The 26,280-nt window shown below is 70.3% G+C and carries 25 protein-coding genes; 15 read left to right on the forward strand and 10 right to left on the reverse strand.

What is annotated here, in order from left to right; translation table 11 throughout:
• Positions 1–25: 25 nt before the first annotated feature.
• Together NWFMUON74_RS11115 and NWFMUON74_RS11120 are read right to left on the reverse strand one after the other, a co-directional pair.
• Entirely contained in the window at positions 26–1,411 is a 1,386-nt protein-coding gene (locus NWFMUON74_RS11115) for an aspartate aminotransferase family protein (RefSeq protein ID WP_187687733.1), read from the reverse strand.
• Between the two features lie 12 nt (positions 1,412–1,423).
• Entirely contained in the window at positions 1,424–2,914 is a 1,491-nt protein-coding gene (locus NWFMUON74_RS11120) for a CoA-acylating methylmalonate-semialdehyde dehydrogenase (protein WP_187687734.1), read from the reverse strand.
• Between the two features lie 138 nt (positions 2,915–3,052).
• Here NWFMUON74_RS11120 and NWFMUON74_RS11125 point away from each other — a divergent pair, with 138 nt between their 5' ends.
• Positions 3,053–4,672, forward strand: a complete 1,620-nt coding sequence (locus tag NWFMUON74_RS11125) for a PucR family transcriptional regulator (RefSeq protein WP_187687735.1) — start codon at positions 3,053–3,055, stop codon at positions 4,670–4,672.
• Between the two features lie 12 nt (positions 4,673–4,684).
• On the opposite strand, the gene NWFMUON74_RS11130 is transcribed toward NWFMUON74_RS11125, so the two are convergent.
• Positions 4,685–5,074, reverse strand: a complete 390-nt coding sequence (locus NWFMUON74_RS11130) for an ankyrin repeat domain-containing protein (RefSeq protein ID WP_187687736.1) — start codon at positions 5,072–5,074, stop codon at positions 4,685–4,687.
• Between the two features lie 76 nt (positions 5,075–5,150).
• On the opposite strand from NWFMUON74_RS11130, the gene NWFMUON74_RS11135 reads away from it, so the two are divergent.
• Positions 5,151–6,230: an NAD(P)H-dependent amine dehydrogenase family protein gene (locus NWFMUON74_RS11135; RefSeq protein ID WP_187687737.1), complete on the forward strand. Its 1,080-nt coding sequence runs from the start codon at positions 5,151–5,153 to the stop codon at positions 6,228–6,230.
• Entirely contained in the window at positions 6,227–6,724 is a 498-nt protein-coding gene (locus NWFMUON74_RS11140; protein WP_187687738.1) for a carboxymuconolactone decarboxylase family protein, read from the forward strand. The genes NWFMUON74_RS11135 and NWFMUON74_RS11140 overlap by 4 nt, the downstream gene beginning before the upstream one ends.
• On the opposite strand, the gene NWFMUON74_RS11145 is transcribed toward NWFMUON74_RS11140, so the two are convergent.
• Positions 6,715–8,127 (reverse strand): three-helix bundle dimerization domain-containing protein, encoded by a 1,413-nt coding sequence (locus NWFMUON74_RS11145; protein ID WP_232110961.1) that lies wholly within the window; start codon positions 8,125–8,127, stop codon positions 6,715–6,717. The genes NWFMUON74_RS11140 and NWFMUON74_RS11145 overlap by 10 nt on opposite strands.
• Positions 8,128–8,339: 212 nt before the next feature.
• A complete protein-coding gene (yaaA, locus tag NWFMUON74_RS11150; RefSeq protein WP_187687739.1) occupies positions 8,340–9,083 on the reverse strand; it encodes a peroxide stress protein YaaA in 744 nt (247 codons plus the stop codon).
• Positions 9,084–9,116: 33 nt separating this feature from the next.
• Here yaaA and NWFMUON74_RS11155 point away from each other — a divergent pair, with 33 nt between their 5' ends.
• Positions 9,117–10,874: a proline--tRNA ligase gene (locus NWFMUON74_RS11155; protein WP_187687740.1), complete on the forward strand. Its 1,758-nt coding sequence runs from the start codon at positions 9,117–9,119 to the stop codon at positions 10,872–10,874.
• A 332-nt stretch (positions 10,875–11,206) separates the two neighbouring features.
• On the opposite strand, the gene NWFMUON74_RS11160 is transcribed toward NWFMUON74_RS11155, so the two are convergent.
• On the reverse strand, positions 11,207–11,641 hold the full coding sequence (locus tag NWFMUON74_RS11160; protein WP_187687741.1) for a ferritin-like domain-containing protein: 435 nt from the start codon (positions 11,639–11,641) through the stop codon (positions 11,207–11,209).
• A 100-nt stretch (positions 11,642–11,741) separates the two neighbouring features.
• Positions 11,742–12,260: a hypothetical protein gene (locus tag NWFMUON74_RS11165; RefSeq protein ID WP_232110962.1), complete on the reverse strand. Its 519-nt coding sequence runs from the start codon at positions 12,258–12,260 to the stop codon at positions 11,742–11,744.
• Between the two features lie 244 nt (positions 12,261–12,504).
• Here NWFMUON74_RS11165 and rimP point away from each other — a divergent pair, with 244 nt between their 5' ends.
• The 11 genes from rimP (at position 12,505) to truB (ending at position 23,967) form a co-directional block, all read left to right on the forward strand.
• The gene (rimP, locus tag NWFMUON74_RS11170) at positions 12,505–13,110 is read left to right on the forward strand and encodes a ribosome maturation factor RimP (RefSeq protein ID WP_187687742.1); all 606 of its coding nucleotides are present in this window, start codon (positions 12,505–12,507) and stop codon (positions 13,108–13,110) included.
• Positions 13,107–14,135: a transcription termination factor NusA gene (gene nusA / locus NWFMUON74_RS11175; protein ID WP_187687743.1), complete on the forward strand. Its 1,029-nt coding sequence runs from the start codon at positions 13,107–13,109 to the stop codon at positions 14,133–14,135. The genes rimP and nusA overlap by 4 nt, the downstream gene beginning before the upstream one ends.
• 101 nt (positions 14,136–14,236) lie before the next feature.
• Positions 14,237–14,590 (forward strand): YlxR family protein, encoded by a 354-nt coding sequence (locus tag NWFMUON74_RS11180; RefSeq protein ID WP_187687744.1) that lies wholly within the window; start codon positions 14,237–14,239, stop codon positions 14,588–14,590.
• Between the two features lie 108 nt (positions 14,591–14,698).
• Entirely contained in the window at positions 14,699–17,665 is a 2,967-nt protein-coding gene (gene infB / locus NWFMUON74_RS11185; RefSeq protein ID WP_187687745.1) for a translation initiation factor IF-2, read from the forward strand.
• Positions 17,666–17,749: 84 nt separating this feature from the next.
• A complete protein-coding gene (locus tag NWFMUON74_RS11190) occupies positions 17,750–18,040 on the forward strand; it encodes a DUF503 domain-containing protein (protein ID WP_187687746.1) in 291 nt (96 codons plus the stop codon).
• Between the two features lie 25 nt (positions 18,041–18,065).
• A complete protein-coding gene (rbfA, locus tag NWFMUON74_RS11195) occupies positions 18,066–18,503 on the forward strand; it encodes a 30S ribosome-binding factor RbfA (RefSeq protein ID WP_187687747.1) in 438 nt (145 codons plus the stop codon).
• 29 nt (positions 18,504–18,532) lie between these two features.
• Positions 18,533–19,537: a DHH family phosphoesterase gene (locus NWFMUON74_RS11200; protein WP_187687748.1), complete on the forward strand. Its 1,005-nt coding sequence runs from the start codon at positions 18,533–18,535 to the stop codon at positions 19,535–19,537.
• Positions 19,538–19,812: 275 nt separating this feature from the next.
• Positions 19,813–21,177, forward strand: coding sequence for an MATE family efflux transporter (locus NWFMUON74_RS11205; protein WP_187689080.1), 1,365 nt, complete (start codon positions 19,813–19,815; stop codon positions 21,175–21,177).
• A gap of 120 nt (positions 21,178–21,297) precedes the next feature.
• The gene (locus NWFMUON74_RS11210) at positions 21,298–22,257 is read left to right on the forward strand and encodes a metallophosphoesterase family protein (protein WP_187687749.1); all 960 of its coding nucleotides are present in this window, start codon (positions 21,298–21,300) and stop codon (positions 22,255–22,257) included.
• A 118-nt stretch (positions 22,258–22,375) separates the two neighbouring features.
• Positions 22,376–23,041: a 4'-phosphopantetheinyl transferase Npt gene (gene npt / locus NWFMUON74_RS11215; protein ID WP_269475348.1), complete on the forward strand. Its 666-nt coding sequence runs from the start codon at positions 22,376–22,378 to the stop codon at positions 23,039–23,041.
• Positions 23,041–23,967 carry a tRNA pseudouridine(55) synthase TruB gene (truB, locus tag NWFMUON74_RS11220; protein ID WP_187687751.1) on the forward strand — a complete coding sequence of 309 codons (927 nt, stop codon included), beginning with the start codon at positions 23,041–23,043 and terminating at the stop codon, positions 23,965–23,967. The genes npt and truB overlap by 1 nt, the downstream gene beginning before the upstream one ends.
• Before the next feature lie 56 nt (positions 23,968–24,023).
• On the opposite strand, the gene NWFMUON74_RS11225 is transcribed toward truB, so the two are convergent.
• Genes NWFMUON74_RS11225 through NWFMUON74_RS11235 form a run of 3 tightly spaced genes read right to left on the reverse strand, consistent with a single transcriptional unit; the run spans position 24,024 to position 26,200 of the window.
• Positions 24,024–24,719, reverse strand: coding sequence for a GntR family transcriptional regulator (locus tag NWFMUON74_RS11225; RefSeq protein ID WP_187687752.1), 696 nt, complete (start codon positions 24,717–24,719; stop codon positions 24,024–24,026).
• Complete coding sequence (locus tag NWFMUON74_RS11230; protein ID WP_187689081.1) at positions 24,706–25,455, reverse strand: maleate cis-trans isomerase family protein; 750 nt, start codon at positions 25,453–25,455, stop codon at positions 24,706–24,708. Before NWFMUON74_RS11230 ends, NWFMUON74_RS11225 begins: the two co-directional genes overlap by 14 nt.
• Positions 25,456–25,459: 4 nt before the next feature.
• Positions 25,460–26,200, reverse strand: coding sequence for a maleate cis-trans isomerase family protein (locus NWFMUON74_RS11235; protein WP_187687753.1), 741 nt, complete (start codon positions 26,198–26,200; stop codon positions 25,460–25,462).
• Positions 26,201–26,280: the final 80 nt, after the last annotated feature.

The raw sequence follows: 26,280 nt of genomic DNA on the forward strand, positions 1-26,280 counted from the left end.
ACCCAGGCTTCGCGGCGAGGTGCCGTCACGCCGTGCCGGGGCCGATCGGTCCCGTGTGGCGATCGGCCAGCGCCAGCGCGTCGTCGAGAATCGACAGGCCCTCCTTGGCCTCCGCCTCGCTGATGGTGCACGGCGGGACCACGTGCAGCCGGTTGAAGTTGACGAACAGCAGCAGTCCGGCGGCGCGGCAGGCGGCCACCACCTCGGTCATGGCCGGGCTGGTACCGCCGTAGGGTGCCAAAGGTTCGCGAGTGTCGCGGTCCCGCACCAGTTCCAGCGCCCAGAAGACGCCCAGCCCTCGGACCTCGCCGACGCTCGGATGCCGCGCGGCGAGTTCGCGCAGACCCGGACCGAGCACCTGCTCCCCGATCCGGGCCGCGTTGTCGACGATGCCCTCCTCGGCCATGGCGGTGATGGTCGCGACCGCGGCGGCCGTCGCCAGCGGATGCCCCGAGTAGGTCAGCCCGCCCGGATAGGCGCGGTCGTCGAAGGTGGCGGCGATGCGCGGGCTCAGCGCCACCCCGCCCAGCGGCACGTACCCGGAGTTCACGCCCTTGGCGAAGGTCAGCAGGTCGGGGACGACGCCGAAGTGGTCGAGGGCGAACCACCGCCCGGTGCGGCCGAACCCGGACATCACCTCATCGGCGACGAAGACGATCCCGTGCCGGTTGCACAGCTCGCGCACCCCGGCCAGGTAACCGGGCGGCGGCACCATGATTCCCGCTGTGCCCGGGACGGATTCGAGGACCACGGCCGCGATGGTGTCAGGCCCCTCCATGGCGATGGTCTGCTCGAGATGGGCCAGCGCCCGCTGCGATTCCTCGGCCTCGTCGCGGGCGTAGAACTGCGACCGGTACAGGAACGGGCCGAAGAAGCGCACCACCGCGCTGCTGCCGCGATCGTTGGGCCAGCGTCGCGGGTCACCGGTGAGATTGACCGCGGTCTCGGTGCCGCCGTGATAGGAACGGTAGCGCGACAACACCTTCGGGCGTCCGGTGTGCAGGCGGGCCATTCGCACGGCGTGCTCGACGGCGTCCGCGCCGCCATTGGTGAAGAAGACACGGTCCAGCTCGCCGGGGGTGCGTTCGGCGATCAGCCGGGCGGCCTCGGAGCGGGCGGCGTTGGCGTGGTGCGGTGCGACCGTGCACAGTTTGGCGGCCTGTTCCCGCACGGCCGCGACGACTTTCGGGTGCTGGTGGCCGATGTTGGTGTTCACCAGCTGCGAGGAGAAGTCCAGCAGCCGGTTGCCGTCGCCGTCCCACACGTAACTGCCCTGCGCGGCGGTGATCGTCATCGGCGACAACATCCGCTGCGCCGACCACGAGTGGAACACGTGGCGGCGGTCCAGTTCGTAGGCGCGGTTCGCCTCGGCGCGGGCGGCGTCGACGCTCAGGCCGTTGGGCAGTGTCATACCGTGCCTCCGTCAATCATTCTGGGGGAAACCGAGATTCAGGCCGCCGTGGCTGGGGTCGAGCCAGCGGGTGGTGACCGCCTTGGTACGGGTGTAGAAGTGCACGCCGTCGCTGCCGTGCGCGTGCGAATCGCCGAACAGCGACGACTTCCAGCCGCCGAAACTGTAGTACGCCATGGGAACCGGGATCGGCACGTTGATGCCGACCATGCCCACCTCCACCTCGGTGTGGAAGCGCCGCGCCGCGCCACCGTCGTTGGTGAAGATGGCGGTGCCGTTGCCGTAGGGATTGGCGTTGATCAGCGCCAGCGCCTCCTCGTAGCTGGTGGTTCGCACGATCGAGAGCACCGGGCCGAAGATCTCGTCGGTGTACACGCTCATCTCGGGACGCACATGGTCGAGAATCGTCGGGCCGAGCCAGAATCCGTCTGCCGCGCCGTCCGGTTCGACGCCGCGCCCGTCGAGCACCACGCGCGCGCCCTCGGCTTCGCCCTTCGCCACGTATCCCACGACCCGGTCGCGGTGCTCCCGGGTGACCAGCGGGCCCATATCGGTGCCGCGCGTGCCGTCGCCGGTGCGGATGGTGCGGGCGCGCTCGGTGATTCGCGATACCAGGGCGTCGGCGACCTCGCCCACGGCCACCACCACGCTGATCGCCATGCAGCGCTCGCCCGCGGAGCCGAAACCGGCGTTGACGGCGGCGTCCGCGGCGAGATCCAGGTCGGCGTCCGGCAGCACGACCATGTGGTTCTTCGCGCCACCCAGAGCCTGCACCCGCTTACCGGCGGCGGTGCCGCGCTCGTAGACGTACCGGGCGACAGGGGTGGAACCGACGAACGACACCGCCTTGATGTCCGGGTCGTCCAGCAGTCCGTCGACGGCCGCTTTGGCGCCCTGCACCACGTTGAACACGCCGTCCGGCAGCCCGGCCTCGGTCCACAGCCGCGCCAGCCACAGCGACGCCGACGGATCCTTCTCACTCGGCTTGAGCACCACCGTGTTTCCCGCCGCGATCGCGACCGGGAAGAACCACATCGGCACCATGGCGGGAAAGTTGAACGGCGAGATGATCGCCACCGGCCCCAGCGGCTGCCGGATGGAGAAGATGTCCACCTTGGTCGAGGCGTTCTCGGTGAACCCGCCTTTGAGCAGATGCGGTATGCCGCAGGCGAACTCGACCACCTCGAGCCCGCGAGTGACCTCTCCCAGCGCGTCCGGGGTGACCTTCCCGTGCTCGGCGGTGATCAGGGCGGCCAGTTTCTCGCGGCGTTCGCTGAGCAACTCGCGGAAGCGGAACAGGATCTGCGTGCGCCGGCTCAGCGAGGTGTCCCGCCAGCCCGGGAACGCCGCTGCCGCGGCCGCCACCGCCACGCGCACATCGGCGGTATCGGCGAGGGCGACCTGTCCGGTGACGACACCGGTGGCCGGATTCGTCACCGGCGCTGTCGCTGGGCCGGTGCCCTCGAACGGTTTGCCGTCGATCCAGTGGGCGATGGTCCGCATGACGCTCCTCGATTTCTGCCCTCGCACCGTACGGCCTTCCCCTGCCCTGGTGTCCTCGACAACATCCTTCCGGTCCGGACAACGAATACCGGGCCGACGATATGTCGCCCTTCGAGCCGAATGTTTTACGATTCGTCGATGCTTCCGACTGTCGCCGACATTCTCGACATGCCTGTCGTGCGGGCCGGGCGGCCCGAGGTGGTCGGCGGGGGCGCTGCGCTGCATCGGCCGGTGCGGTGGGTGCATGTCAGCGAGCTTGCGGAAGTGGCGGAGCTGTTGGCCGGACGTGAGCTGGTGCTCACTACCGGCCGGCCACTGGCCGAGGGCCCGGATGCCTCGGTCGCGTACCTGGAAACGCTTGCGGCGGTGGGTGTTTCGGGGCTGGTGGTCGAGCTCGGCGGCACCGTGGCGGAGTTGGCGCCGCCGATCGCCGCCACCGCCGACCGGCTGGGGTTGCCGGTGATCGCACTGCATCGGGTCACCCGGTTCGTGGCGGTGACCGAGGCGGTGCACCGGGTGATCGTGGCCGACCAGTACGCCGAACTGGAGTTCGCGCACTCGGTGCACGAGACCTTCACCGCGCTGAGTGTGCGGCGCGCGTCGCTGGCGGAGATCGTGCACACCGCCGCCGAACTGCTGGACGCCTCGGTGGTCCTGGAGGATCTGGCGCATCGGGTACTGGCCTCGAGTGCCCGGCACGGCACCACCGCGGCGCTGCTCGACGACTGGGAAGCCACCTCGCGACTGCTCACCGAGGACTGGACCGTCGTCCCCGTCGGCCCGCACCCGCAGCGCTGGGGCCGCCTGATCCTGCGCTCCCGGCACACCTCGCCCACGCGGGCCTGCCTGGTCCTCGAGCGCGCCGCGCAAACGCTCGCCCTGCATCGGATGATCGAGCGGGACCGCTTCGGGCCGCACCGGCAGGCGCAGACGGGGCTCCTCGAGGATCTGGTCAGCGGGCGACTCGGTGACGAACGCGAGGCGGTGGCACGCGCGGCGGCGCTCGGGCTGGCCCGCCGCGCCCGCTACGTTCCGGTCGCCGTTCACGTTGCGGCGCTCGCCGAACCGGATCCCGTCGCCCGGCAGCGGCGCGGCGCGGCGCTGCTCGACGCGGTCGGGCACGGGCTCGGCCTGGCCAAGGCGACCGCGCTGGCGACCGCCGACGACCAGCAGGTGACCCTCGTCCTGGCCGTCGGGCGCACCGCCGACCTCGACGCTCGGCTGGCCGATGTGTGCACCGCGGTGACCACCGAGGTTCGTCGCGTCGAGGGTGTGCAGCGGGTGGCCGCCGGGGTCGGCGCCGACTCCGAGTCGCTTCTGGACACCGCGCGCGAACTGGCCCACGCCGGCCATGTGGCCGAGGTGGCGCTGTCGCTGCGTCCGGCCGCACCGCGTGCGTTCTACCGTGCCGGGGACGTCCGGCTGCGCGGGCTGCTGTCGCTGCTGCGCCACGAGCCCGGCGTGCAGAACTTCGCCGAGACCGAACTGGGTGCCCTGCTCCGGCACGACCTCCGCCACGGCGGCGAGCTCACCGCGCTGCTACGACAGTTCCTCGACTTGGCCGGCAACAAGACCGAACTGGCCCGCCGCGCGAACATCAGCCGCCCCACCCTCTACGACCGCCTGGCCCGCATCGAGCGCATCCTCGGCGTGAACCTCGACGACGGCGAGACCCGCACCTCCCTCCACGCCGCTCTCCTCATCCGTGACCTGATCACCCACCCCGGCGACGACCGAGCCATTGTCGCCCCGGCGTAATTCCAGGTGATGTCAGCCGAACAGGTCGAGGAGGTGGGTCTTGCCGAACATGGTGGCCGCGTCGCGGGCGGACGGGGTGCCCGCGTCGGGATCGGCGCCCGCGGCGAGCAGGGCGCGCAGGATGTCGTCCTCGCCCTTGAAAACCGCGCCCGCGGCGGGGGTTTGGCCCTTGTCGTTGGGCCGGTTGGGGTCGGCGCCGTGGTCGAGCAGGGCCGATACCGCCTCGAGGTGGCCGTGGTAGGCGGCGAGCATGAGCAGGGTGTCGCCGCGGTCGTTGGTGAGGTTCGCCGGGACTCCGGCTTCCAGGTAGGCGGTCAGGGTCGCGGCGTCGCCGCTTCTGGCGAGGTCGAATACCTTCGTCGCCAGTTCGATCAGCTCCGGGTCCACGCCTTCGCTCTCCATCGGGCCACTTCTACCACCGCGAATTCGACGCGCCAACTCCGGGACGCCCCGACCAAGCGCTTGCTACGCTCACTCGATGATCCCCACGATCGTCTGGGGCACGGGCAATGTCGGCCGTGCCGCCGTGCGGGCGGTGACCGCCCATCCGGCCCTCGAGCTGTGCGGTGTGCTGGTCCACGATCCCGGCAAGGCCGGGCGGGACGCCGGTGAGCTCGCGGGCCTCGACCGCCCGCTCGGCGTCGCCGCCACTGTCGACATCGAGGCGACGCTGGCGGCCCGGCCGCGCGCGGTGGTCTACGCCGCCTCCGGCGACATCCGCCCCGACGACGCCCTCGCCGACATCGTCCGGGCCCTCCGCGCGGGCGCGGTCGTCGTGACTCCCGCGCTGTACGCGTTCTACGACCACCGCAGCGCCCCGCCGGAGGCACGCGAGCGGGTGCTGGCCGCGATCGCGGACGGCGGGGGCTCGCTGTTCGTCTCCGGCGTCGACCCGGGCTGGGGCAACGATGTGCTGCCGTTGCTGATCGCGGGGCTGGGCAGCGAGGTCGAGAGCATTCGCTGCCAGGAGATCTTCGACTACACCACCTACGACCAGCCCGACTCGGTCCGCTACCTGGTCGGCATGGGCCAGCCGATGGACTACCAGCCGCCGATGCTGGCGCCGGGCGTGCCGACCATGGTGTGGGGCGGGCAGATTCGCCTGCTCGCCCGCGCGCTGGGCGCCGAGCTCGACGAGATCCGCGAGACCCTGGACCGCCGCCCGCTCGACACGACGGTGCACACCGAGCGCATGGGCGCGTTCGAGGCGGGCACCCAGGGTGCGGTGCGGTTCGAGGTGCAGGGCCTCGTCGGCGGCGCGCCGCGGCTGATCATCGAGCACGTCACCCGCATCCACCCGGCCTGCGCGCCCGACTGGCCCACACCGCCGACCGGTGACGGCGCCCACCGGGTGATCGTCGAGGGCCGTCCGCGCATCGAGGTGACCGTCGAGGCCACCGACGAGGACGGCAACCGCTCGGCCGGCGGCAATGCCACCGCGGTCGGCCGCCTGGTCGGCGCGATCGATTGGCTGGCCGCCGCCGAACCCGGACTGTACGACGCGCTCGACGTGCCGCTGCGCCCGGCGGCGGGGCTGCTCGGAAGGAGACACCCGTGATCATCGATGTGCCCGAGGGCCGCGACCCCATCGAGTACGTGTGGGGTGAGCTGGTACCCGGAATCGGTCCGGCCGCTTCGAAATTCGCGCTCGCGGTCTATTCGCACAGCACACTGGGGCTGCGCGAGTTCGAGGCCGCCCGGTTGCGCATCGCGCAGCTCAACGGCTGCCTGTTCTGCCAGGACTGGCGCACCGAGCGCGACGGCGTGAAGGTCGAACCGGAGTTCGCCGACGCGGTGACCGACTGGCGCACAACGGATCTGTTCGACGAGCGCACCCGGCTCGCCGCCGAGTACGCCGAGCGCTACGCCCTGGACCACCACAATCTCGATGACGAGTTCTGGTCGCGCATGCTGGCCGAGTACACCCAGCGCGAGGCCGTGGAACTCACCATGTGCCTGGGCTCGTGGCTCGGCTTCGGCCGCCTCAATCACGTGTTCGGCCTGGACGCGGTGTGCGTGCTGCCGAGCCACCGCGACAGCGGTCAGTTGTAGGACTCCGCGATGCCGTCGAGCAGGTGCTCGAGGGTGTTGTAGGCCGGGGTGTCGACCACGTCCACCACATTGCTCGCCACCGGAACCCGGTGGTCGGCAACGACTTTCGCGAACTGAGCGCCGTCGTTGGGCCGGAACCCGTGCTCGGCGGCCAGGCGCTGCAAGTCGGGATCGGTCGAGAGCAGCCGGCCGATGCGGTCACCGTCGGACGTCAGTGGAACCAGGGTGTGCCGGGACAGCACCGTCGGCGACGGGTACAGCAGGGTCATGTCCGGCTGCAACCGGCCCTGCACCCCCGCCTCGACGAACTGCGCCTCGTAACTCCACACCATCGGCGTGGGACCCATTCCGGCGGAGAGGTATTCGGCGAACGGGCCCTCGCTGGAACTGTCGGTGAAGCCCTGCCGGGTGAACAGCCGCGACACCTTGGAAACCACGAATTCCTCGGCGGTGCGACCGCGCACGATCGAGTTGTCGTTGGCGACGTAGGCCGCCGCGGCCAGATACATCGCCGCCGAATTGGAGGTGCGCGGGTCGGTGGTGGAGATGAGCAGGCTCTTGCGCACCGGGTATTCGGTATTGCCCGGCAACTGATCCCACTGCGTGCCGCGCTGGGTGAGATCCAGGTAGCGGTTCATGTCGAAGGTGGGCACCGGGCCGGGCCGCACGACGCCGGCGCGGGTCAGCAGGTCCGCGATCGGCCGGAAGGTCGCGATCGTCATGGGCGAGGAGAACGGGGTGTACTGGGCGGTGGTATTGCGCTGGCGCAGAATGCGTTCCGCCGCGGGCACGCTCGACGGGAAGGCGAAGTCGTAGTTGCCGAGATCGACCGTGGTGGCGATCTGGCGGGACCCGGCCCGGTCCACCTCGACGCGCAGGCCGTGGCGGGCCAGCACATCCACGACCTGCGGGTCGGTGAAGAACGCCGCCTTCTCCGACCCCACCACACCGCTGACCGTCGTCAGCGACGCGGTGGCGGCGACCGGCGAGTCGGTGGACGAACCACCCAGCCCGACCGCGGCCGCGACGGCCACCACGACCGCCAGCGCCGCGACCGGAAGCGCCAGTCGCCGCCCGGCCCACGGTGGCGGCAGCAGTGACCGCACGCCGGAACTGCCGGTGGCGGCAGGCTCGACCGGCTGTGAAAGGTCTCCGGCCGCAGCGTTTTCCGCCGGAACATCCGGCGGGCCGTCCAGATCGCGCCGGGCCAGTCGTTCCACCAGAATCGGCACGAAATCCCGCACCGAGGTGCCCTCGAATCGGCTTCTGGCCGCGCCCACCGCGCTTTCCACCCGCTCCTGGGAATGGTTGCCGGTATAGGTTTCGACTAGACGATTCGTCAGCTCGCGCAGCGCTTTCTCTTCACGGGCGGCCTTGTCATCGGGGGCGGAACGGACACCCACGCCAAGCTCCTCGGCATCGCAGCGAAATGTGTGTGCGCGGTTCGCGCGGGACCGACCTTACGTGACGGCTGCGGACATTCCCAAGCGCGACAATACCTTCCGTACGATCGGAGCGGGAACGTCCGAGCACCAGTGCATTTCGTCATCTGTTATTCGAATTCACGCTGCGCGCAGTTCTTTCCGAATTCGATGAATCGACACCCGAAATTAACTCAGGTGAGTACGAGAAGCTCGGCGGACGACGCGATTTCCACGCGCAGCCCCGCCTTCTCGGCGACCCGGGCCAGGCCCCGGATGTCGCTGGGTTCACCGCGTCCGCATACCAGCGCCCGCGCCAGCAGGCCCTTGTGATGTTTGTTGAAATGGCTGACCACCGCGCGCGTGCCGTCCGGCCGCTCGGTGAGCACGGTCGCGGTGACGGCGCCGGGGATGCGGCCCAGCTGCTGATAGGTGCCCGAGCGCAGGTCCACCACCAGCTGCCCGGTGGTCTCCGCGCGCAGCGCCGGGCCCAGCACCGGCTTCCACAGCGACGAAAGTGTCGGCAGCCCAGGAAGTTTCGAGCCGCCCGACAAGCGATACGCGGGAATCGGGTCACCGGCGCGGACCACACCGAACAGCGCCGACCCGATCGCCAGCCGGGCCTGCGCCTTCGCCCGCTGCGCCTTGGTGAACGACCGGGCGTCGAGCGCGTCGTAGAGGACCCCGGTGTAGCGTTCCAGCGCCGGGCGGGTGGGGGAGGTGCGCAGCGCGGCGTTGCGGGCGATCTCCGATTCGGCGCCCTTGCCCAGCGCCAGCGCCTTGCGGGCGGCCGCGGGATCCGCCGACAGTTCCACCAATTCGGTGACCAGCTTGTCCCGCACCGCGGTGAGCTGCGGCAACGACAGCGCGTCGAGGTCCAGCGGGCCGAGCGCACCACCGTCGGACTTGGTTTCGGAGGGAGGCAGGATCACCAGCACGAGCGGAAACGGTACCGGCTACGCTGTGCATCCGTGATCACCCGTCTCTCCCACCTGTTCCTGCGCACCCTGCGCGACGATCCCGCCGACGCCGAGGTGCCCAGCCACAAGTTGCTGGTCCGCGCCGGGTACGTCCGTCGCGTCGCGCCGGGCGTCTACTCCTGGCTGCCGCTGGGCCTGAAGGTGCTACGCAAGGTCGAGAACGTGGTGCGCGAGGAGATGAACGCCATCGGCGCCCAGGAGATCTCGCTGCCGGCGCTGCTGCCGCGCGAGCCCTACGAGACGACCAACCGGTGGACCGAGTACGGCGACGGCCTGTTCCGGCTGCGGGACCGCAAGCAGGCCGACTACCTGCTCGGCCCCACCCACGAGGAGCTGTTCGCGCTCACCGTGAAGGGTGAGTACAACTCGTACAAGGATCTGCCCGTCACGCTCTATCAGATTCAGACCAAGTACCGCGACGAGGAGCGGCCGCGCGCCGGCATTCTGCGCGGGCGCGAGTTCGTCATGAAGGACTCCTACTCCTTCGATCTGGACGAGGCCGGACTGGCGGCCAGCTACCAGGCGCACCGCGACGCCTATCGGCGCATCTTCGAGCGGCTCGGGGTCGACTACGTGATCGTCGCGGCGACGTCGGGCGCCATGGGCGGCAGCGCGTCGGAGGAGTTCCTGGCCGCCAGCGAGGTCGGCGAGGACACCTACGTCGTGTGCCGCGAATCCGGGTACGCCGCCAATGTCGAGGCCGTGGTCACACCCGCGCCGCCGGAGATCCCGATCGCGGGGCAGCCCGCGGCCGAAGTGCACGACACCCCCGGCACGCCCACCATCGCCACGCTCGTCGACTGGGCGAACTCCGCGGGTATCGGCGAGCGGCTGGGCCGCCCGGTGACCGCCGCCGACACCCTCAAGAACGTGATGGTGAAGCTGCGCCACCCCGACGGCAAGACCGAGATCCTCGGTGTCGGCGTCCCGGGCGATCGCGAGGTCGACGCCAAGCGCCTCGGCGCCGCGCTCGAGCCTGCCGAGGTGGAACTGCTCGGCGAGGCGGACTTCGCGGCCAACCCGTTCCTGGTCAAGGGCTACATCGGCCCGAAGGCGCTGCGGGCCAACGGGATTCGCTATCTAGTCGACCCGCGGGTGGTGTCCGGAACCTCGTGGATCACCGGCGCCGACGCGCCCGGTAAGCATGTGGTGGGCCTGGTCGCCGGGCGCGATTTCACGCCCGACGGGACCATCGAGGCCGCCGAGGTGCGCGACGGCGATCCGTCACCGGACGGGCAGGGCGTGCTGCGCGCCGCGCGCGGCATCGAGATCGGCCACATCTTCCAGCTCGGCTACAAGTACACCGACGCGTTCGAGGTCGATGTGCTGGGCGAGAACGGCAAGCCGGTGCGTCTGGTCATGGGCTCCTACGGCATCGGCGTCTCGCGCATGGTCGCGGTGCTCGCCGAACAGTTGCACGACGAGAAGGGCCTGCGCTGGCCGCGCGAGGTAGCGCCGTTCCAGGTGCACGTCGTCATCGCCAACAAGGACGAGGGCGCCCGCGCCGGCGCCGAACAGGTCGCCGCCGAACTCGACGCCGCCGGACTGGAAGTCCTCCTCGACGACCGCACCGCCTCCCCGGGCGTGAAGTTCAAGGACGCCGAACTTCTCGGCATGCCCCTGGTCCTGGTCGTCGGCCGCGGCTGGGCCGACGGCAAGGTCGAACTCCGCGACCGCCTCGCCGGAACCAGCGCCGAAGTCCCCGCCGCCGACGCCGTCCCAGCGGTCCTGGCCTTGGCCCGCGCCTGACTCCCGCCCCGTGCCCAGCCGGGCCACTGGTCGCCCGCCATGCCTGGTCGTGTCGCCTGCGATGTCCGGTGGCGCCTCCTGTCATGTCTGGCTGAGTTGCCCGTGGTGTCTCGTGGGTTGCCGGTCATGTCTGGCTGAGTTGCCCGTGGTGTCTCGTGGGTTGCCGGTCATGTCTGGCTGAGATGTCCGTGGTGTCTCGTGGGTTGCCTGTCATGCCTGGTCGGGTTGCCGGTGTTGCCTGGCTGGGTTGTCCGTTGTGTCGGCTGGGTTGCCGGGTCGTGTTGCGCTGCGCCGTTTTTCGGCTGGGCCGGTCGCCGTTCGGATCGCCTGCTTCAGGGCTTGCCGGGGAAGGGGATCGTCGGCGGGTTCGTGCCCAGGATGGCTTGCCAGGTGGTGAGGCGGAGGGCGCATTCGGTGAGGGCGTCGGCGCCGGTGCGGCGGATGTCGGGGGAGGTGGCGCGTTCCACGACCGAACGCCAGGCGACGGCGGTTTCGGATTCCACCGTGACCGCCAGCTTCGCTGCGGGGATCGGGTCGTTCACGGTGAACGGCGGCGGGTAGGCCGCGGCGGGCGCCGGAACATTCGCGCCGAGCGACTTCAAGATGTCCGCGGTCGCGTCGCGGCGCGCACGATGGGCCGCGGTGAACTCGGCGACCACCTGATTGCGCTCCGCCGCGGCGTAGGCCGCGATCACCCCGTAGGCATATACCGCCGCGTACTCGGCGCTCAACGCATCGGTGAGCGCCTGCTGGTCCTGACCACTCATGCCGCGTCCTCCGTGATTACGCCGCCCTGCCGCCTCCGGCCCTGGCCGCTACTGCCGACTCCTGTGGTGAGATTGCGCCGACCCGTCCGGTCCGGACAGTTCATGCGAGCAGCACCCCCGTGTGCGTGGCGCAGCAGGCGCTGATGGACGCCAGCAGCCCGGCGCGGTAGCCGGACTGGCTCACCGCGAGGTCGGCGGCCGAGCGCTGGGATCGGGTCAGCTGCTCGCGCAGGGCCGCCACGGTGGGGGGTGGGACCGGCGCGGGCGGCGGAGTCACCGCCGGGCTGGCGGACTTCGGTTTGGTGCCGTCGCCGTAGACCCCGATCGCCCGGTCGATCTCGGCGCGCAGCGCGTCGGCGTGCTCGGTGCGCTGGGTGGCGATCACCGTCAGCGCGGCCGTGCGTTCGGGCGCCACGGCCACCGCCGCCTGTGCCCACACCGCGTCGGTGCGAGCCGACTGTTCTTGTGCCACAAGCACATCCGGCTGCAGCGGGGCGTCCTCGGTGCAGGCCGCGGCACCGAGCGCCGCCGTGGCGAGCGCGCCGCCGCCCGCCATCCGCAACATCGAACGACGGTTCAACGCAAGGGGGTTCATCGCTGAGGTGTGGGTGCTCGGCACGCGTACATCGTGCCAGTCATTGTCGCGACCGAATTGCCGAGGGCCGCCGACACGCCCCGGGCGGTCGGCACGCCACGGATACCTGCGCGAAACCCGAGCGGGTTGGCTGGTCCTTTACACTCTTGCAGCGCGTTACGCTGGAACTGCGGCGGAGAATTTCGCCGCCGATGCGCGCTGACCATGCTCGACCAGGACCTATACCGACAACTCCACCGCGACACAACTGAACCAGGAGCCGCTCCACATGCCGATGCCGACCGAGGAAAGGGTGCGCCAGCTCGTAGCTGGACCCGTCGAGCGCCGAGGATTCGACCTCGAGGGCGTGTCGATCGCGGCCACCGGTCAGGCGCGGGTGACGGTGACCGTGGACGGCGACGAGGCCATCGACCTGGACACCGTCGCGGAATTGAGTGCGGAGATCTCCGAGCTGCTCGACACGGCCGGCGATTTCGGTGAGACCCCGTATCTGCTGGAGGTCACCACGCCCGGTGTCGATCGTCCGCTCACCGCCCCCCGGCACTGGCGTCGCGCCCGCGGCCGCAAGGTGCGGGTGACCATGCGCCCCGGCGTGCCCGGCCCGGAGAACGAGCACAGATTCGACGCGCGGGTGGGCGCGTCCACCGATTCCGAGGTGGCGCTGGTACTCGGCGGAAAGCGAAAACCGCACCGCGTCACCGTGCCGCTCGCGGATATCGCCGAGGCCGTCGTCCAGGTGGAATTCTCCGCCCCCGGCGCGGCGGAGCTGGAATTGGCGGGAGGAGTGGTGCCGGGCCGTCCCGAGCCGGGCATCCGGACAGAAGATCAGGGAGCACTCCACTCAGTAGCGTCGACCGAAGGGATCGTGGAATGAACATCGAAATCGAAGCCCTGCGAGCGATCGTCGCCGACAAGGGGATCTCGATGGAGACGGTGATCTCCGCGATCGAGTCCGCGCTGCTGACCGCCTACCGGCACACCGAGGGCCATCAGCCCAACGCCCGCATCGACATCAATCAGAAGACCGGTGTGGTGCGCGTGCTGGCCCGCGAGGTCGACGCCGACGGCAACACCATCTCCGAATGGGACGACACCCCAGAGGGTTTCGGCCGCATCGCCGCCACCACCGCCCGGCAGGTGGTGCTGCAACGGCTGCGCGACGCCGAGAACGAGAAGTCGTTCGGCGAGTTCTCCACCCACGAGGGCGACATCGTCGGCGGCGTCGTGCAGCGCGACGCCCGCATGAACGCCCGCGGCACCATCGTGGTGCGCATCGGCAGCGAGGCGAACGGGGCGGAGGGCCTGATCCCGCCCGCCGAGCAGGTTCCCGGCGAGACCTACGAGCACGGCGACCGCATCAAGTGCTACGTCTACGCCGTCTCGCGCGGCCCCCGCGGCCCGCAGATCAATCTGTCGCGCTCGCACCCGAACCTGGTGCGGCGGTTGTTCGCCCTCGAGGTGCCCGAGATCGCCGACGGTTCGGTGGAGATCGTCGCGGTGGCCCGCGAGGCCGGGCACCGGTCCAAGATCGCCGTGCGCACCAACGTCCCCGGCGTCAACGCCAAGGGCGCCTGCATCGGCCCGATGGGCCAGCGCGTGCGCAACGTGATGAGCGAGTTGGCGGGGGAGAAGATCGACATCATCGACTACGCCGACGACCCGGCCACCTTCGTCGGGAATGCGCTGAGCCCGTCGAAGGTTGTCTCCGTGTCGATCGTGGACCCGGAGGCCCGCGCGGCGCGCGTCGTGGTCCCGGACTTCCAGCTCTCGCTGGCGATCGGCAAGGAGGGCCAGAACGCCCGCCTGGCGGCCCGCCTCACCGGCTGGCGCATCGATATTCGCAGCGACGCCGCACCCGATGTGACCGGATCGGTCCGGACGGAGGCGCCGCACAGCTGAGACGCGGCGCCGGGGGCCCGAACGGCCCGCCAGCAGCCGCGACGGCGGAGCGGGATGACAGGTTGGTAACTAACCAGAGGGCTGGATGCGGGGTTCCGGACATGGCAGCGGTAGAGTGGACGCAGGCTCAGCACGAGTCTCCGGTTTCCACGCGCACCGCGCGGACCGAGGTTCCATCCTCGGGTCCCGTTCGGACGTGCGTGGGCTGCCGGAAGCGCGAGCTGGCCGCCGATCTGTTGCGGGTCGTGGCGCTGTCGTCCGAGGAGGGCGGTGTTGCGGTCGTTCCCGATCCGCGGCACAGACTTCCCGGACGGGGTGCCTGGTTGCACCCCGCTTCGGCTTGTCTGAGCGCAGCAGTTCGGCGCCGAGCGTTCGGCAGAGCGCTAAGAGTGTCCGGAAAACTGGATATCTCAGCCCTGGAGCACTACGTGGAGAACAGGCACGAGCACTCATGAGCACACCGTGAAGTACCAACGATGATCGGCCATCGAAGATAATCGGAGGTCGTGCGGGCTTCCGTCCCCGGACGGAGTGTCACGCTCGACCTCTCAGTGAGGAGAGCAGTGGCAGGCAAGGCCCGCGTGCACGAGTTGGCAAAAGAACTCGGTGTCACGAGCAAAGAACTACTCGCAACGCTCAAGGAGCAGGGCGAGTTCGTGAAGTCGGCGTCGTCGACGGTGGAGGCACCCGTCGCGCGTCGGCTGCGGGAGTCGTTCTCGTCGAAGTCCGCTCCGGCGAACGGCAGTGCGAAGTCGGGCGCGAGGCCCGGCCCCGGTCAGGCCGCGCGCTCGGGCGGCAAGCCCGCGCCCGGCGCCCCCGGTCCGCGTCCCGGACCGCGTAACAACGCGCCCGGCCCGGCGCAGCAGTCGGCCCCGGCCGCGCAGCCGTCCGCTCCGGCGGCTCGTGCCGAGGCTCCGGCCGCCCAGTCGGCCCCGGCCCAGGATGTCCGGCCCGGCCCGGCGGTGAAGCCCGGCCCGGCTCCGGCACCCGGCCCCAAGCCCGGCGCCGCGCGTCCGGCCGCGCCGGCGCCCGCCGCCGCGCAGTCGGCTCCGGCACCCACGCCGCAGCAGCCGCGTCCGGCCCCGGGCGGTGGCCCGCGGCCCGGCCAGCCGAAGAGCGGCGCCCCGGCTCAGCCGGGTCAGCGTTCCGGTCCCAAGCCCGGCCCGAAGACCCCGCGCGTCGGCAACAACCCGTTCACCTCCGCGCCCGAGCGGCCCGCGCCGCGTCCGGCTCCGGGTGGTGGCCCGCGTCCGGGTCCGTCGCAGGGCGGGCCCCGGCCGACGCCGGGCAACGCGCCGCGTCCGGCGCCGCAGGGCGGTCAGCGGCCGTCCGGCCCGCGGCCGAGCCCGGGCTCGATGCCCCCGCGCCCGAACCCGGGTGCGATGCCCCAGCGTGCCGCGCGTCCCGGCCCGGCCGGTGGCGGCCGTCCGGGTGGCGGTCGTCCCGGTGGCGGCGGCGCCGGTGGCGGTCGTCCCGGTGGTGGCGGCGGCGGCAACTATCGCGGTGGCGGCGGTGGTGCCGGTGCCGGTGCGGGTGCTCCCGCGGCCGGTGGCGGCGGCTTCCGGGGTCGTCCCGGTGGCGGCGGTCGTCCGGGTGGTCCCGGTGGCCGCGGCGGTGCGGCCGGTGCGTTCGGCCGTCCCGGCGGCGCGCCCCGCAAGGGCCGCAAGTCGAAGCGGCAGAAGCGGCAAGAGTACGACTCGATGCAGGCCCCGTCGGTCGGCGGCGTGCGGCTGCCTCGCGGCAACGGCGAGATCATCCGTCTCGCCCGCGGCGCCTCGCTGTCCGACTTCGCCGAGAAGATCAACGCCAACCCGGCCTCGCTGGTGCAGGTGCTGTTCAACCTCGGTGAGATGGTCACCGCGACCCAGTCGGTCAACGACGAGATCTTCGAGCTGCTCGGCGGCGAGATGAACTACGTCGTGCACGTGGTCTCGCCCGAGGACGAGGACCGCGAGCTGCTGGAGAGCTTCGACCTCACCTACGGCGAGGACGAGGGCAACGACGCCGACCTGCAGGTCCGGCCGCCGGTGGTGACCGTCATGGGTCACGTCGACCACGGTAAGACCCGACTGCTGGACACCATCCGCAAGACCAACGTCCGCGAGGGCGAGGCCGGCGGCATCACCCAGCACATCGGCGCGTACCAGGTGCTCACGAACGTGAACGACGAGGACCGCCTGATCACCTTCATCGACACCCCGGGTCACGAGGCGTTCACCGCCATGCGTGCCCGCGGTGCGAAGTCGACCGATATCGCGATCCTGGTGGTCGCCGCCGACGACGGCGTGATGCCGCAGACGGTGGAGGCCATCAATCACGCGCAGGCCGCGGACGTGCCGATCGTGGTGGCGGTCAACAAGATCGACAAGGAAGGCGCGAACCCGGAGAAGGTCCGCCAGCAGCTGACCGAGTACAACCTGGTGGCCGAGGAGTACGGCGGCGAGACGATGTTCGTCAACATCTCCGCCAGGCAGGGCACCAATATCGAGTCGCTGCTGGAAGCCGTGGTCCTGACCGCCGACGCGGCGCTGGATCTGCGGGCCAACCCGGACATGGACGCGCAGGGTGTCGCCATCGAGGCGCACCTGGACCGCGGCCGCGGCCCGGTGGCCACGGTGCTGGTGCAGCGCGGCACGCTGCGGGTCGGCGACTCGATCGTGGCGGGCGACGCCTACGGTCGGGTGCGCCGCATGGTCGACGAGCACGGCGAGGACGTCAACGAGGCGCTGCCGTCGCGGCCCGTCGAGGTCGTCGGCTTCACCTCGGTACCCGGCGCGGGTGACAACTTCATGGTCGTCGAGGAAGATCGCATCGCCCGGCAGATCGCCGACCGGCGCAACGCGCGCAAGCGCAACGCGCTGGCCGCCCGCAGCCGTAAGCGGATCAGCCTGGAAGATCTGGATGCCGCGCTGAAGGAGACCTCGGAGCTCAACCTGATCCTCAAGGGCGACAACTCCGGTACGGTCGAGGCGCTCGAGGAAGCCCTCATGGGCATCGAGATCGACGACGAGGTGCGCCTGCGGGTGATCAACCGGGGCGTCGGTGGCGTCACGGAAACCGACATCAACCTGGCGTCGGCCTCCAACGCGATCATCATCGGGTTCAACGTGCGCGCGGAGGGCAAGGCCACCGAGCTGGCCAACCGCGAGGGCGTCGACATCCGGTACTACTCGGTGATCTACCAGGCCATCGACGAGATCGAGAAGGCCCTCAAAGGCATGCTCAAGCCGATCTACGAGGAGGTCGAGCTGGGTCGCGCCGAGATCCGCGCGATCTTCCGTTCCTCGAAGTTCGGCAACATCGCCGGTTGCATGGTCACCTCCGGGCTGGTCAAGCGCAACGCCAAGGCGCGCCTGCTGCGCGACAACGTGGTGATCGCCGACACGACGATCCAGTCGCTGCGTCGCGAGAAGGACGACGTCATGGAGGCCCGCGAGGGCTTCGAATGCGGTATGACCTTGAGCTACAACGACATCAAGGAAGGCGACATCGTCGAGGCCTACGAGCTTCGCGAGAAGCCGCGGGACTGAGTGCCGAAAGCCGCGCCGGGCGAAGCCACTTCGCCCGGCGCGGTCGTCCGTCGTAGCAGATGTCGTAGTAGATGAGGTGAGCCGTTGTTCGTCGGGGCGCTGGAGTTCGACATCCTGCTCGGCGACGTGCATTCGCTGAAACAGAAGCGTTCCGTCATTCGTCCCCTGCTCGCCGAGCTGCAACGGTTCGGGGTGTGCGCGGCCGAAGGCGGGGAACACGATCGATATCGGCGCACGCTGCTGGGCGTGGCCATGGTGAGTTCGGCGATGGGCCATCTCACAGAGGTCCTGGACCGGTGTGAACGCCACGTCGCGGCCCGTCCGGAGTTACAGTTGCTGGCAGTGCGCCGCCGGATCTTCGGACCCGAAGACTGAGTCAACACAAAGAGGAGGGTCGGCCATGGTGGACCAAGCCAGGGCACGCCGGCTCGCGAAGCGGATCGTCAATATCGTCGGTACCGCGATCGAGTACGAGATCAAGGACCCGCGGCTGCGTTTCGTCACCGTCACCGACGCCAAGGTGACCGGTGACCTGCGGGAAGCCACCGTGTACTACACGGTGATGGGCGAAACGATCGACGCGGAACCGGACTTCGCCGGCGCGGCGGCCGGACTGGAGAAGGCCAAGGGCGTGCTGCGTTCCAAGGTCGGCGCCGCGACCGGCATCAAGTTCACGCCGTCGCTGGCGTTCGTCCTGGACACCGTCCCGGATGCCGCGCGGCAGATGGAGGAGTTGTTGGCGCGCGCCCGCGCGGCCGACGAGCAGGTCGCGCAGGTGGCGTCCAACGCGACCTACGCCGGCGACGCCGATCCGTACAAGAGCGACGAGGAAGACTGACCGCCGGCGAGGTGGTCGAGGCTGAAGCGATGACAGCAGTAACGCCGGCGGCGGATCTGGCCGCGGCCGTCGAGGTCCTGGACGCCGCACGATCGGTCACGGTGCTGTGTCATGTGCAACCCGACGCCGACACCGTCGGCAGCGGGCTCGCCCTGGCACAGGTGCTGCATCGGCGCGGGGTGCCGGTGTGGGTGTCGTTCGCCGAACCCGCCGAGTTGCCCGCCTCGATGCGGTCGCTGCCGGGCATCGAGTTCCTGGTGCCGCCCGCGCAGGTGCCGCTCGAGGTGGATCTGCTGGTGGCCGTGGACTGCGGCAGTGTCGGGCGGCTCGGCGCGCTGGCCGACCGGATCCCCGGCGCCGCAACGACTCTCGTGCTCGACCATCACCGGTCCAATACGCGCTTCGGCACGGTGAACGTGATAGACGCGACGGCCGAGTCGACCACGAGCCTGCTGGCGCGGGTCTTCGACGCCTGGGGTGAGCCGATCGACGACGCGGTGGCGTACTGCCTGTTCGCGGGTCTGGTGACCGATACCGGGTGCTTCCGGTGGGCCGGGCCGACCACCCATCGGCTTGCCGAACGTTTGCTGAAGACCGGCATCGATGGGGCCGGTATCACTCGCACACTGATGGACACCCATCCGTTCGGCTGGCTGCCGATGTTGTCGCGGGTGCTGGGCTCGGCGCATCTCGAGCCCGCGGCCGCGGGCGGGGCCGGGCTGGTGTACGCGTTCGTCCTCCGTGACGATATCGAGGACCTGCGTTCGGAGGAGGTGGAGAGCGTCATCGACGTCGTCCGCACCACCTCCGAGGCGGCTGTCGCCGCCGTCTTCAAGGAGTCGCGCACCGCGCCCGGCGTGTGGACGGTCTCGCTACGCTCCCGCGACACCGGCGTCGGCCTGGACGACGGCGTCGACGTGGCACAGGTGGCCACCAAGCTCGGCGGCGGCGGGCACCGTTACGCCGCCGGATACACCACCACCGGCACCCCGGACGACCTGGTCGCCTGCCTGCTGGCAGCCCTCGCCACCTGAGTCACCTTCTCCCGCAGGGCATTCGGCCGAGCGCCGTGGGTGTATGCCCGGTCCGCCACCGCCGGGCTGCCCGACCGGCAGCTGTCGGCGCACTCGCGCTTCATCGGCTGCAAAGCTCGGTCGGCCTCTCGGTCGTCCCATGATGTCGGTGGGGTGTGCGAGGGTGGTGCTCGGCGGGACGACATTCGGGAGGTTGGCGTGCGCGGCAATGGGCCGGAGGACCGTGGGGCTGGGCGGCCATGACCGCGCGGCAGGGGAGTGAGCCGGTCGAGGCGATGGCCGAGGATCCGTCCGAGGCGGGGCCGCGGCGGATTCTCGGGATCGCGGTGCCGACATTGGGCGTGCTCGTCGCGGAACCGATCTATCTGCTGTGGGATATGGCGGTGGTCGGGCGGCTGGGGGCGCTCGCGCTGGCCGGGCTGGCGGTGGGCGGGCTGATCCTGGGGCAGGTCAGCACGCAGCTGACATTTCTGACCTACGGCACCACCGCGCGATCCGCCCGGCGGTTCGGAGCGGGGGATCGGCGGGGCGCGGTCGAGGAGGGCGTACAGGCCAGCTGGACGGCGATCGGGATCGGTGTGCTGATTCTCGTTGTGCTGCAAGCGTTCGCGGGGCCGGTCACCGAGCTGATCGCGGGCGGGCACGACATCGCCGACGCGGCGCTGGGGTGGCTGCGGATCGCGCTGTTCGGGGTGCCGCTGATCCTGCTCACCATGGCCGGCAACGGCTGGCTGCGCGGCGTGCAGCAGACCAGGCGGCCGCTGGCGTATGTGATCGCGGGACTCGTCGTATCGGCCGTGCTGTGCCCGCTGCTGGTGCACGGGCTGCTCGGGGCGCCGCGGCTGGGGTTGGAGGGTTCGGCCGTCGCCAATGTGATCGGGCAGGTCGTGGCGGCCGCGATGTTCCTGGGCGCGCTCGGGCGGCGTTGCCTGCTGCCGCCGGGCCACCCCGACCGGATCTCGCCCGCGCCGCGCCCGGCGATCATGCGGGCGCAATTGGTGCTCGGCCGCGACCTGATCGTCCGCAGCCTGGCCTTCCAGGCGTGCTTCGTCTCGGCGGGTGCGGTGGCGTCGCGGTTCGGGGCGGCCTCGGTGGCGGCCCATCAACTGGTGCTGCAGCTGTGGAACTTCATCGCGCTCACTCTGGATTCACTCGCCATCGCGGCCCAGACGTTGACGGGCGCGGCGCTCGGAGCGGGGAACGCGCGCGGGGCGCAGCGGCTCGCCGGACGGATCACCATCTGGTCCACGCTGTTCGCGGTCGCGCTGGCGGTGTGCTTCGCCGCCGGATTCGAGGTGGTGCCGCGGCTGTTCACCAGCGATCCGGCGGTGCTCGACCGGACGCATGTCGTCTGGTGGTTCTTCGTGGCCCTCATTCCCGTGGTCGGTGTGGTGTTCGCGCTCGACGGCGTGCTGCTCGGCGCGGGCGATGCCGCCTACCTGCGCAACACCACCATGGGCGCGGCCCTGGTCGGCTTCCTGCCGGTCATCTGGCTGTCGCTGGCCTTCGACTGGGGTATCGCCGGGATCTGGAGCGGTCTGGCCGCCTTCATCGTGCTGCGGCTGGTGGCGGTGAGCGTGCGGGCCTGGTCGGGCCGCTGGGCTCGGGTCGGCGCGGAGATTCCGGGCGAGGCGGGGTAGTCCTCTCGTAACGCCACAACCGGCCCCGGCGGGATCGGGATCGCCGGGCATGGGAATGTGGAACGGACCGTCGCGGTTGCCGCATGCAGGCGCGGCAGGAGAGTAGGAGGTGGGTGCCGGGTGAATCCGAAGCTGATGGCCGTGAGCGATATCCATGTCGGGCACCAGGGCAACAAGCCCGTCGTCGAGGAGATCAGGGCCGATTCACCCGAGGACTGGCTGATCGTCGCGGGCGACGTGGCGGAGAAGACCGACGACATCCGCTGGGCCCTCGACCTGCTGCGCAAGCGTTTCGCGAAAGTGATCTGGGTGCCGGGCAACCACGAATTGTGGACCACCACAAAGGATCCCGTGCAGATGCACGGCGCCGCCCGATACGACTACCTGGTGTCGCTGTGCCGGGATCTGGACGTGCTGACGCCGGAGGATCCGTTCCCGGTGTGGGAGGGCGCGGGCGCCGAACAGTACGGCGGCGCCGTGACGCTGGCGCCGCTGTTCGTGCTCTACGACTACTCGTGGCGGCCCGCCGGTACGACCACCAAGGCCGAGGCGATGGCGCTGGCCCGCGACCGCAATGTCGTCGCCACCGACGAATTCCTGCTCTCACCCGACCCGTACGTGACCCGCGACGCCTGGTGTCACGCTCGCGTGCAGTACACCCGCCGCCGCCTCGACGACCTGGGCACCGACACCCCCGTGGTGCTGATCAATCACTTCCCGCTCAACCGCGAGCCCACCCGGATGCTGTTCTATCCCGAGTTCTCGCTGTGGTGCGGCACGGAACTGACCGCGGATTGGCACGTCCGCTACAACGTGGTCTGCTCCGTCTACGGCCACCTGCACATTCCGCGCACCACCTTCTACGACGGCGTCCGCCACGAGGAGGTCTCGCTGGGCTATCCGCGCGAGTGGCAGCGCCGCGGGCTGCCCGACAAACTGCTGCGCCAGATCCTGCCCGCCCCGGAGTACGGGCCGGACGACCTGAACGAGTGGGGCGGCCACTTCAAGATCACCCCAGCCATGCAGGCCGCGGCGGCGGAAATGCGCCGCGTCGCGGATCGGCGCCGCGGCCTGGCCTGAGCCGGGGTGCCGGTGGTGCCGACCCCTCGACTCACCCGGGAGCCGGTCCGCGTCCTCGGCTAATCTCGTGAGGTCGTGAATGTCGAGTCAGGAGGCGGTCATCGAGGAGCGGGCGAGCATCATCGGCAGGATTCTTCCCGATGGGGTGGCCGCGGCCGAACTGGTCCGGTATCCGGAGGAATTGAAGCCGCATCCCGGTGAGGAGCATCTGATCGCGAAGTCGGTGGAGAAGCGGCGCCGCGACTTCATCGGCGCGCGGTACTGCGCGCGGCAGGCCCTGGCCCAGCTGGGTGAGCCGCAGGTGGCGATCGGCAAGGGGGAGCGCGGCATGCCGCTGTTCCCGACCGGCGTGGTCGGCAGCCTCACCCACTGCGACGGCTATCGGGCCGCGGCTCTGGCGCATCGGCTGCGCTGGCGGTCGGTGGGCATCGACGCCGAGCCGCACGACACCCTGCCCGAGGGCGTGCTGGACTCGGTGAGCCTGCAGCCCGAGCGGGATTGGCTCAAAGGCGCGATCCCGGCCACCGGCCTGCACCTGGACCGGCTGCTGTTCTGCGCCAAGGAGGCCACCTACAAGGCGTGGTTCCCACTGACACTGCGGTGGCTCGGTTTCGAGGACGCCCACATCACCTTCACCATCGACGACACGGGCAGCGCGGGCACCTTCCACAGCAAGCTGCTGGTGCCCGGCCAGACCAATGACGGTGGCGCGCCGCTGATCTCGTTCGACGGACGCTGGCTGATCGCCGACGGGCTGATCCTGACCGCGATCGCGGCGGGCTGATGAGCGATCAGCGCACCCCGCTGGTGAACGCGCTCGGCGGCCTGCTGATCGTCGACAAGGACGGCGGCATGACCAGTCACGACGTGGTGGCGCGCTGCCGGAAACTGCTGCGCACCCGCAAGATCGGGCACGCGGGCACCCTCGACCCGATGGCGACCGGCGTGCTCGTGCTCGGGGTGGAGCGGGCGACCAAGATGCTGGGCCTGCTCAGCCTCACCACCAAGTCCTACGCCGCGACCATCCGGCTCGGGCAGTCGACGGTCACCGACGACGCCGAGGGCGAGACCGTCGCCACCACGCCCGCCGGGCATCTCAGCGACGCCGAGATAGCCTCCGGCACAGCCGAACTGACCGGTGACATCCAGCAGGTGCCCGCCACGGTGAGCGCGATCAAGGTCGACGGTGAGCGTGCCTATGCCCGCGCCCGGGCGGGTGAGCAGGTGCGACTGGCCGCCCGCCCGGTCACCGTGAGCCGCTTCGACGTCCTGGTGCGCCGCGATATCGACACCGGCGCGACGACGTTCGTGGATCTGGAGGTCGAGGTCGACTGCTCGTCGGGTACCTACATCCGTGCCCTGGCCCGCGATCTCGGCGCGGCACTCGGCGTCGGCGGCCACCTCACCGCCCTGCGCCGCACCCGCGTCGGCCCCTTCACCCTCGACCACGCCCGCACCCTGGCCCGGCTGGCCGACGACCCCGCCTTGAGCCTGGACCTCGATTCCGCTGCGCGCCTGGCCTTCCCGTCCCGCACCATCACCGCCGACGAGGAAGTCGCGCTGCGCGACGGCCGCTGGCTGGACCCGATCGGCATCACGGGCACCCACGCGGCCCTCACCGAGGACGGCCGCGCCATCGCCCTGCTCGAGGAGAAGGGCAAACGCTGCTCCCCGGTCTTCGTCATCCGCCCCCGCGGTCTGATCGACTGAGCCCGCATCGCACCGTCTTTCGCGTTCCCCTCGGCCCCGTCGGTGGCGGGCCAGGGCTACGTGGCTGTCTCCTGCGCCGTGGGCGTGGCCGCGGCGAAGGAAATCCGCAGGCGCTCCACCGCGTCGTGCATGTGGTCGACGAGAAGTTTGCGGGCGCGGGCGGGGGCGCCGGAGCCGATGGCCTCGCGCAGGTCGGTGTGTTCCTGGATCTGCTCGAGCACGTCGGGATAGGTGGTTTCCAAGGCGCCCAGGCACATTCGGGTCTCGATGAACAGGGTGCGGGCCGCGTGTGCCAGGCGGGGGCTGTCGGCGCTGGCGACCAGGGCCTCGTGGAAGGCCTGGTCGGCGTCGGAGACACCGGCGGCGTCACCGCGCTCGGCGCAGGCGCGCATGGCCAGGACGCTGGGTTCGAGTGCGGCGTAGGCGATCTCGCGGCGGCCCTCGAAGATCAGCTCCAGCGCGCCGCCCTCGATGGCGGTGCGGGCGCGGTACACGTCGAGCACGTCGTCGAGGGTCAGTTCGATGACGAAGATGCCCCGGTGCCGGATGCTGTGCAGCAGGCCCTCCGACACCAGCCGCTGCATCGCCTCGCGCACCGGGCCGCGGGACACGTCGAACTGCGTGGCGAGATCGGCCTCGACCAGTTGCGCGCCGGGTGCGAGCGTGCCGCGCATGATCGCCACCCGGAGCCGGTCGGCGATCATCTCCGCCGTGGACTGCCGGTTCACCGGCTCGAATTCAATGACCGACATGAATGAGCCTTTCCGAGAACAGCTTACCGAGTTGCGGTGCGACCGGTTCGCTCCCCGGCGAATATCCCGCGAGCCGGATACCCTCCCAGATCGTCACCTGGTTGGCGGTCAGCACCGGTTTGCCGAGCGTGGCCTCCAGCTCCGGCAGCACCGCCACGGTGTGCATGGCGGTGTCGGGGATCAGCAGCGCCTGCGCGCGTGGATGATCGTTGGCCACAGCGAGTTTCACGACCTGTTCGGCCTCCAGGGTGCCCACCTCGGCGGCGGTGTCGATGCCCGCGCTGGACATGGATACCACGTCGATGCCCTCCGCGCCCAGAAAATCGACGAACAGGCGGGCGACGTCGTCGGGGTAGCTGGCGCACACCGCGACCGACGAGATGTCCAGTGCGCGTGCGGCATTGACGAAGGCGAAGCTGGTACTCGACGCGGGCGCCCCGGCCGCCTCGCGCAACCCGCGCACCTGCTCCCGCGCGCCTCGCGGCCCGTAGACGAAGCTCCCCGAGGTGCAGGCCCACACCACCGCGTCCGGCCGCGCCGGCGCCAGCAGCTCCGCCCCCGCGCGCAGCCGCTCCGGGCTGCCCAGGTCGAGCAGTTCGGGCACCGCGTGCAGATCCGTGCCGTAGATGTGCACGACGCGCAGGTCCGCGCCCAGCATCTCGGCGGCCCGGGGGTAGTCGTCCTCGGCGGCGTGGTCGGGGTAGATGAAGCCGATGGTGGGTGTCTGCATGGTGATTCCCCTAGAAGACGTCCTGGAGCCACTTGCCGGGCCCCATCATGGGCAGTTTCATGCGGCCCAGGCATGCCCACATGGTGAGCTGATTGGCGGTGAGCACCGGTTTGCCGAGAGCCTGTTCGAGTGGTTCCACGAGGTCGTAGGTGGGCAGGTTGGTACAGCTGACGAAGATCGCCTCGGCCGCCGGGTCGTCGGCGTTGATGATGCGCTCGGCGATGGTGCGGTAGCTGACCTTCCAGATGCCGCCACCGAGCCCGAGATGATCGGAGCGGACGACCTCGCAACCGGCCTCGCCGAGGAACTCGTGCAGCTTGCGGGTGAGGATCTCGTCGTACGGGGTGATGACCGAGATCCGGGTGAGTTCCAGCTTGCGGATCGCCTCGATCAGCGCGCCGGAGGTGGTGACCGCGTCCCGGGCGCCGGCCGCGCAGATGGTGTCGCGCAGCGACTGCTCGTATTCCAGGCCCTTGATGAAACTGCCCGAAGTACACAGGTAGGCAATGACTTCCGGCTCGACGTGCAGCACGTTGCGGGTGGCCGCGGTGAGGTGCGCCGCGTTCGACACCAGCTCGGCCATCGCCACCGACACCGGCACCGGCTCGTAGGGCGTGCGCGCCAGGTGCAGGCTCACCTCGAGCGGCGCCCACCGCCACAGCTCCCGCTCGAGCGCGAGATCGAACGGTGCGATGATGCCGATACCTCGCTGCGCGACCGGGCCGTCGATGTCGGGAAAATTGAGTTCCACTACGAGGGCCCCTCTCGCGTTCAGCTGGGTATTCCTCCGCACACGATCGGATTGTTGACAATCATACGATGTCTTTCTAG

It is taken from the genome of Nocardia wallacei (genome assembly GCF_014466955.1).
Classification (GTDB): domain Bacteria; phylum Actinomycetota; class Actinomycetes; order Mycobacteriales; family Mycobacteriaceae; genus Nocardia; species Nocardia wallacei.

Coding starts and splice junctions, on each gene's coding strand:
- NWFMUON74_RS11115 (WP_187687733.1), bottom strand. CDS start 1,411: ATGACACTGCCCAACGGCCTGAGCGTCGACGCCGCCCGCGCCGAGGCG.
- NWFMUON74_RS11120 (WP_187687734.1), bottom strand. CDS start 2,914: ATGCGGACCATCGCCCACTGGATCGACGGCAAACCGTTCGAGGGCACC.
- NWFMUON74_RS11125 (WP_187687735.1), top strand. CDS start 3,053: ATGCTTCCGACTGTCGCCGACATTCTCGACATGCCTGTCGTGCGGGCC.
- NWFMUON74_RS11130 (WP_187687736.1), bottom strand. CDS start 5,074: ATGGAGAGCGAAGGCGTGGACCCGGAGCTGATCGAACTGGCGACGAAG.
- NWFMUON74_RS11135 (WP_187687737.1), top strand. CDS start 5,151: ATGATCCCCACGATCGTCTGGGGCACGGGCAATGTCGGCCGTGCCGCC.
- NWFMUON74_RS11160 (WP_187687741.1), bottom strand. CDS start 11,641: ATGAGTGGTCAGGACCAGCAGGCGCTCACCGATGCGTTGAGCGCCGAG.
- rimP (WP_187687742.1), top strand. CDS start 12,505: ATGCCGATGCCGACCGAGGAAAGGGTGCGCCAGCTCGTAGCTGGACCC.
- nusA (WP_187687743.1), top strand. CDS start 13,107: ATGAACATCGAAATCGAAGCCCTGCGAGCGATCGTCGCCGACAAGGGG.
- NWFMUON74_RS11180 (WP_187687744.1), top strand. CDS start 14,237: ATGGCAGCGGTAGAGTGGACGCAGGCTCAGCACGAGTCTCCGGTTTCC.
- rbfA (WP_187687747.1), top strand. CDS start 18,066: ATGGTGGACCAAGCCAGGGCACGCCGGCTCGCGAAGCGGATCGTCAAT.
- NWFMUON74_RS11200 (WP_187687748.1), top strand. CDS start 18,533: ATGACAGCAGTAACGCCGGCGGCGGATCTGGCCGCGGCCGTCGAGGTC.
- NWFMUON74_RS11205 (WP_187689080.1), top strand. CDS start 19,813: ATGGCCGAGGATCCGTCCGAGGCGGGGCCGCGGCGGATTCTCGGGATC.
- truB (WP_187687751.1), top strand. CDS start 23,041: ATGAGCGATCAGCGCACCCCGCTGGTGAACGCGCTCGGCGGCCTGCTG.
- NWFMUON74_RS11225 (WP_187687752.1), bottom strand. CDS start 24,719: ATGTCGGTCATTGAATTCGAGCCGGTGAACCGGCAGTCCACGGCGGAG.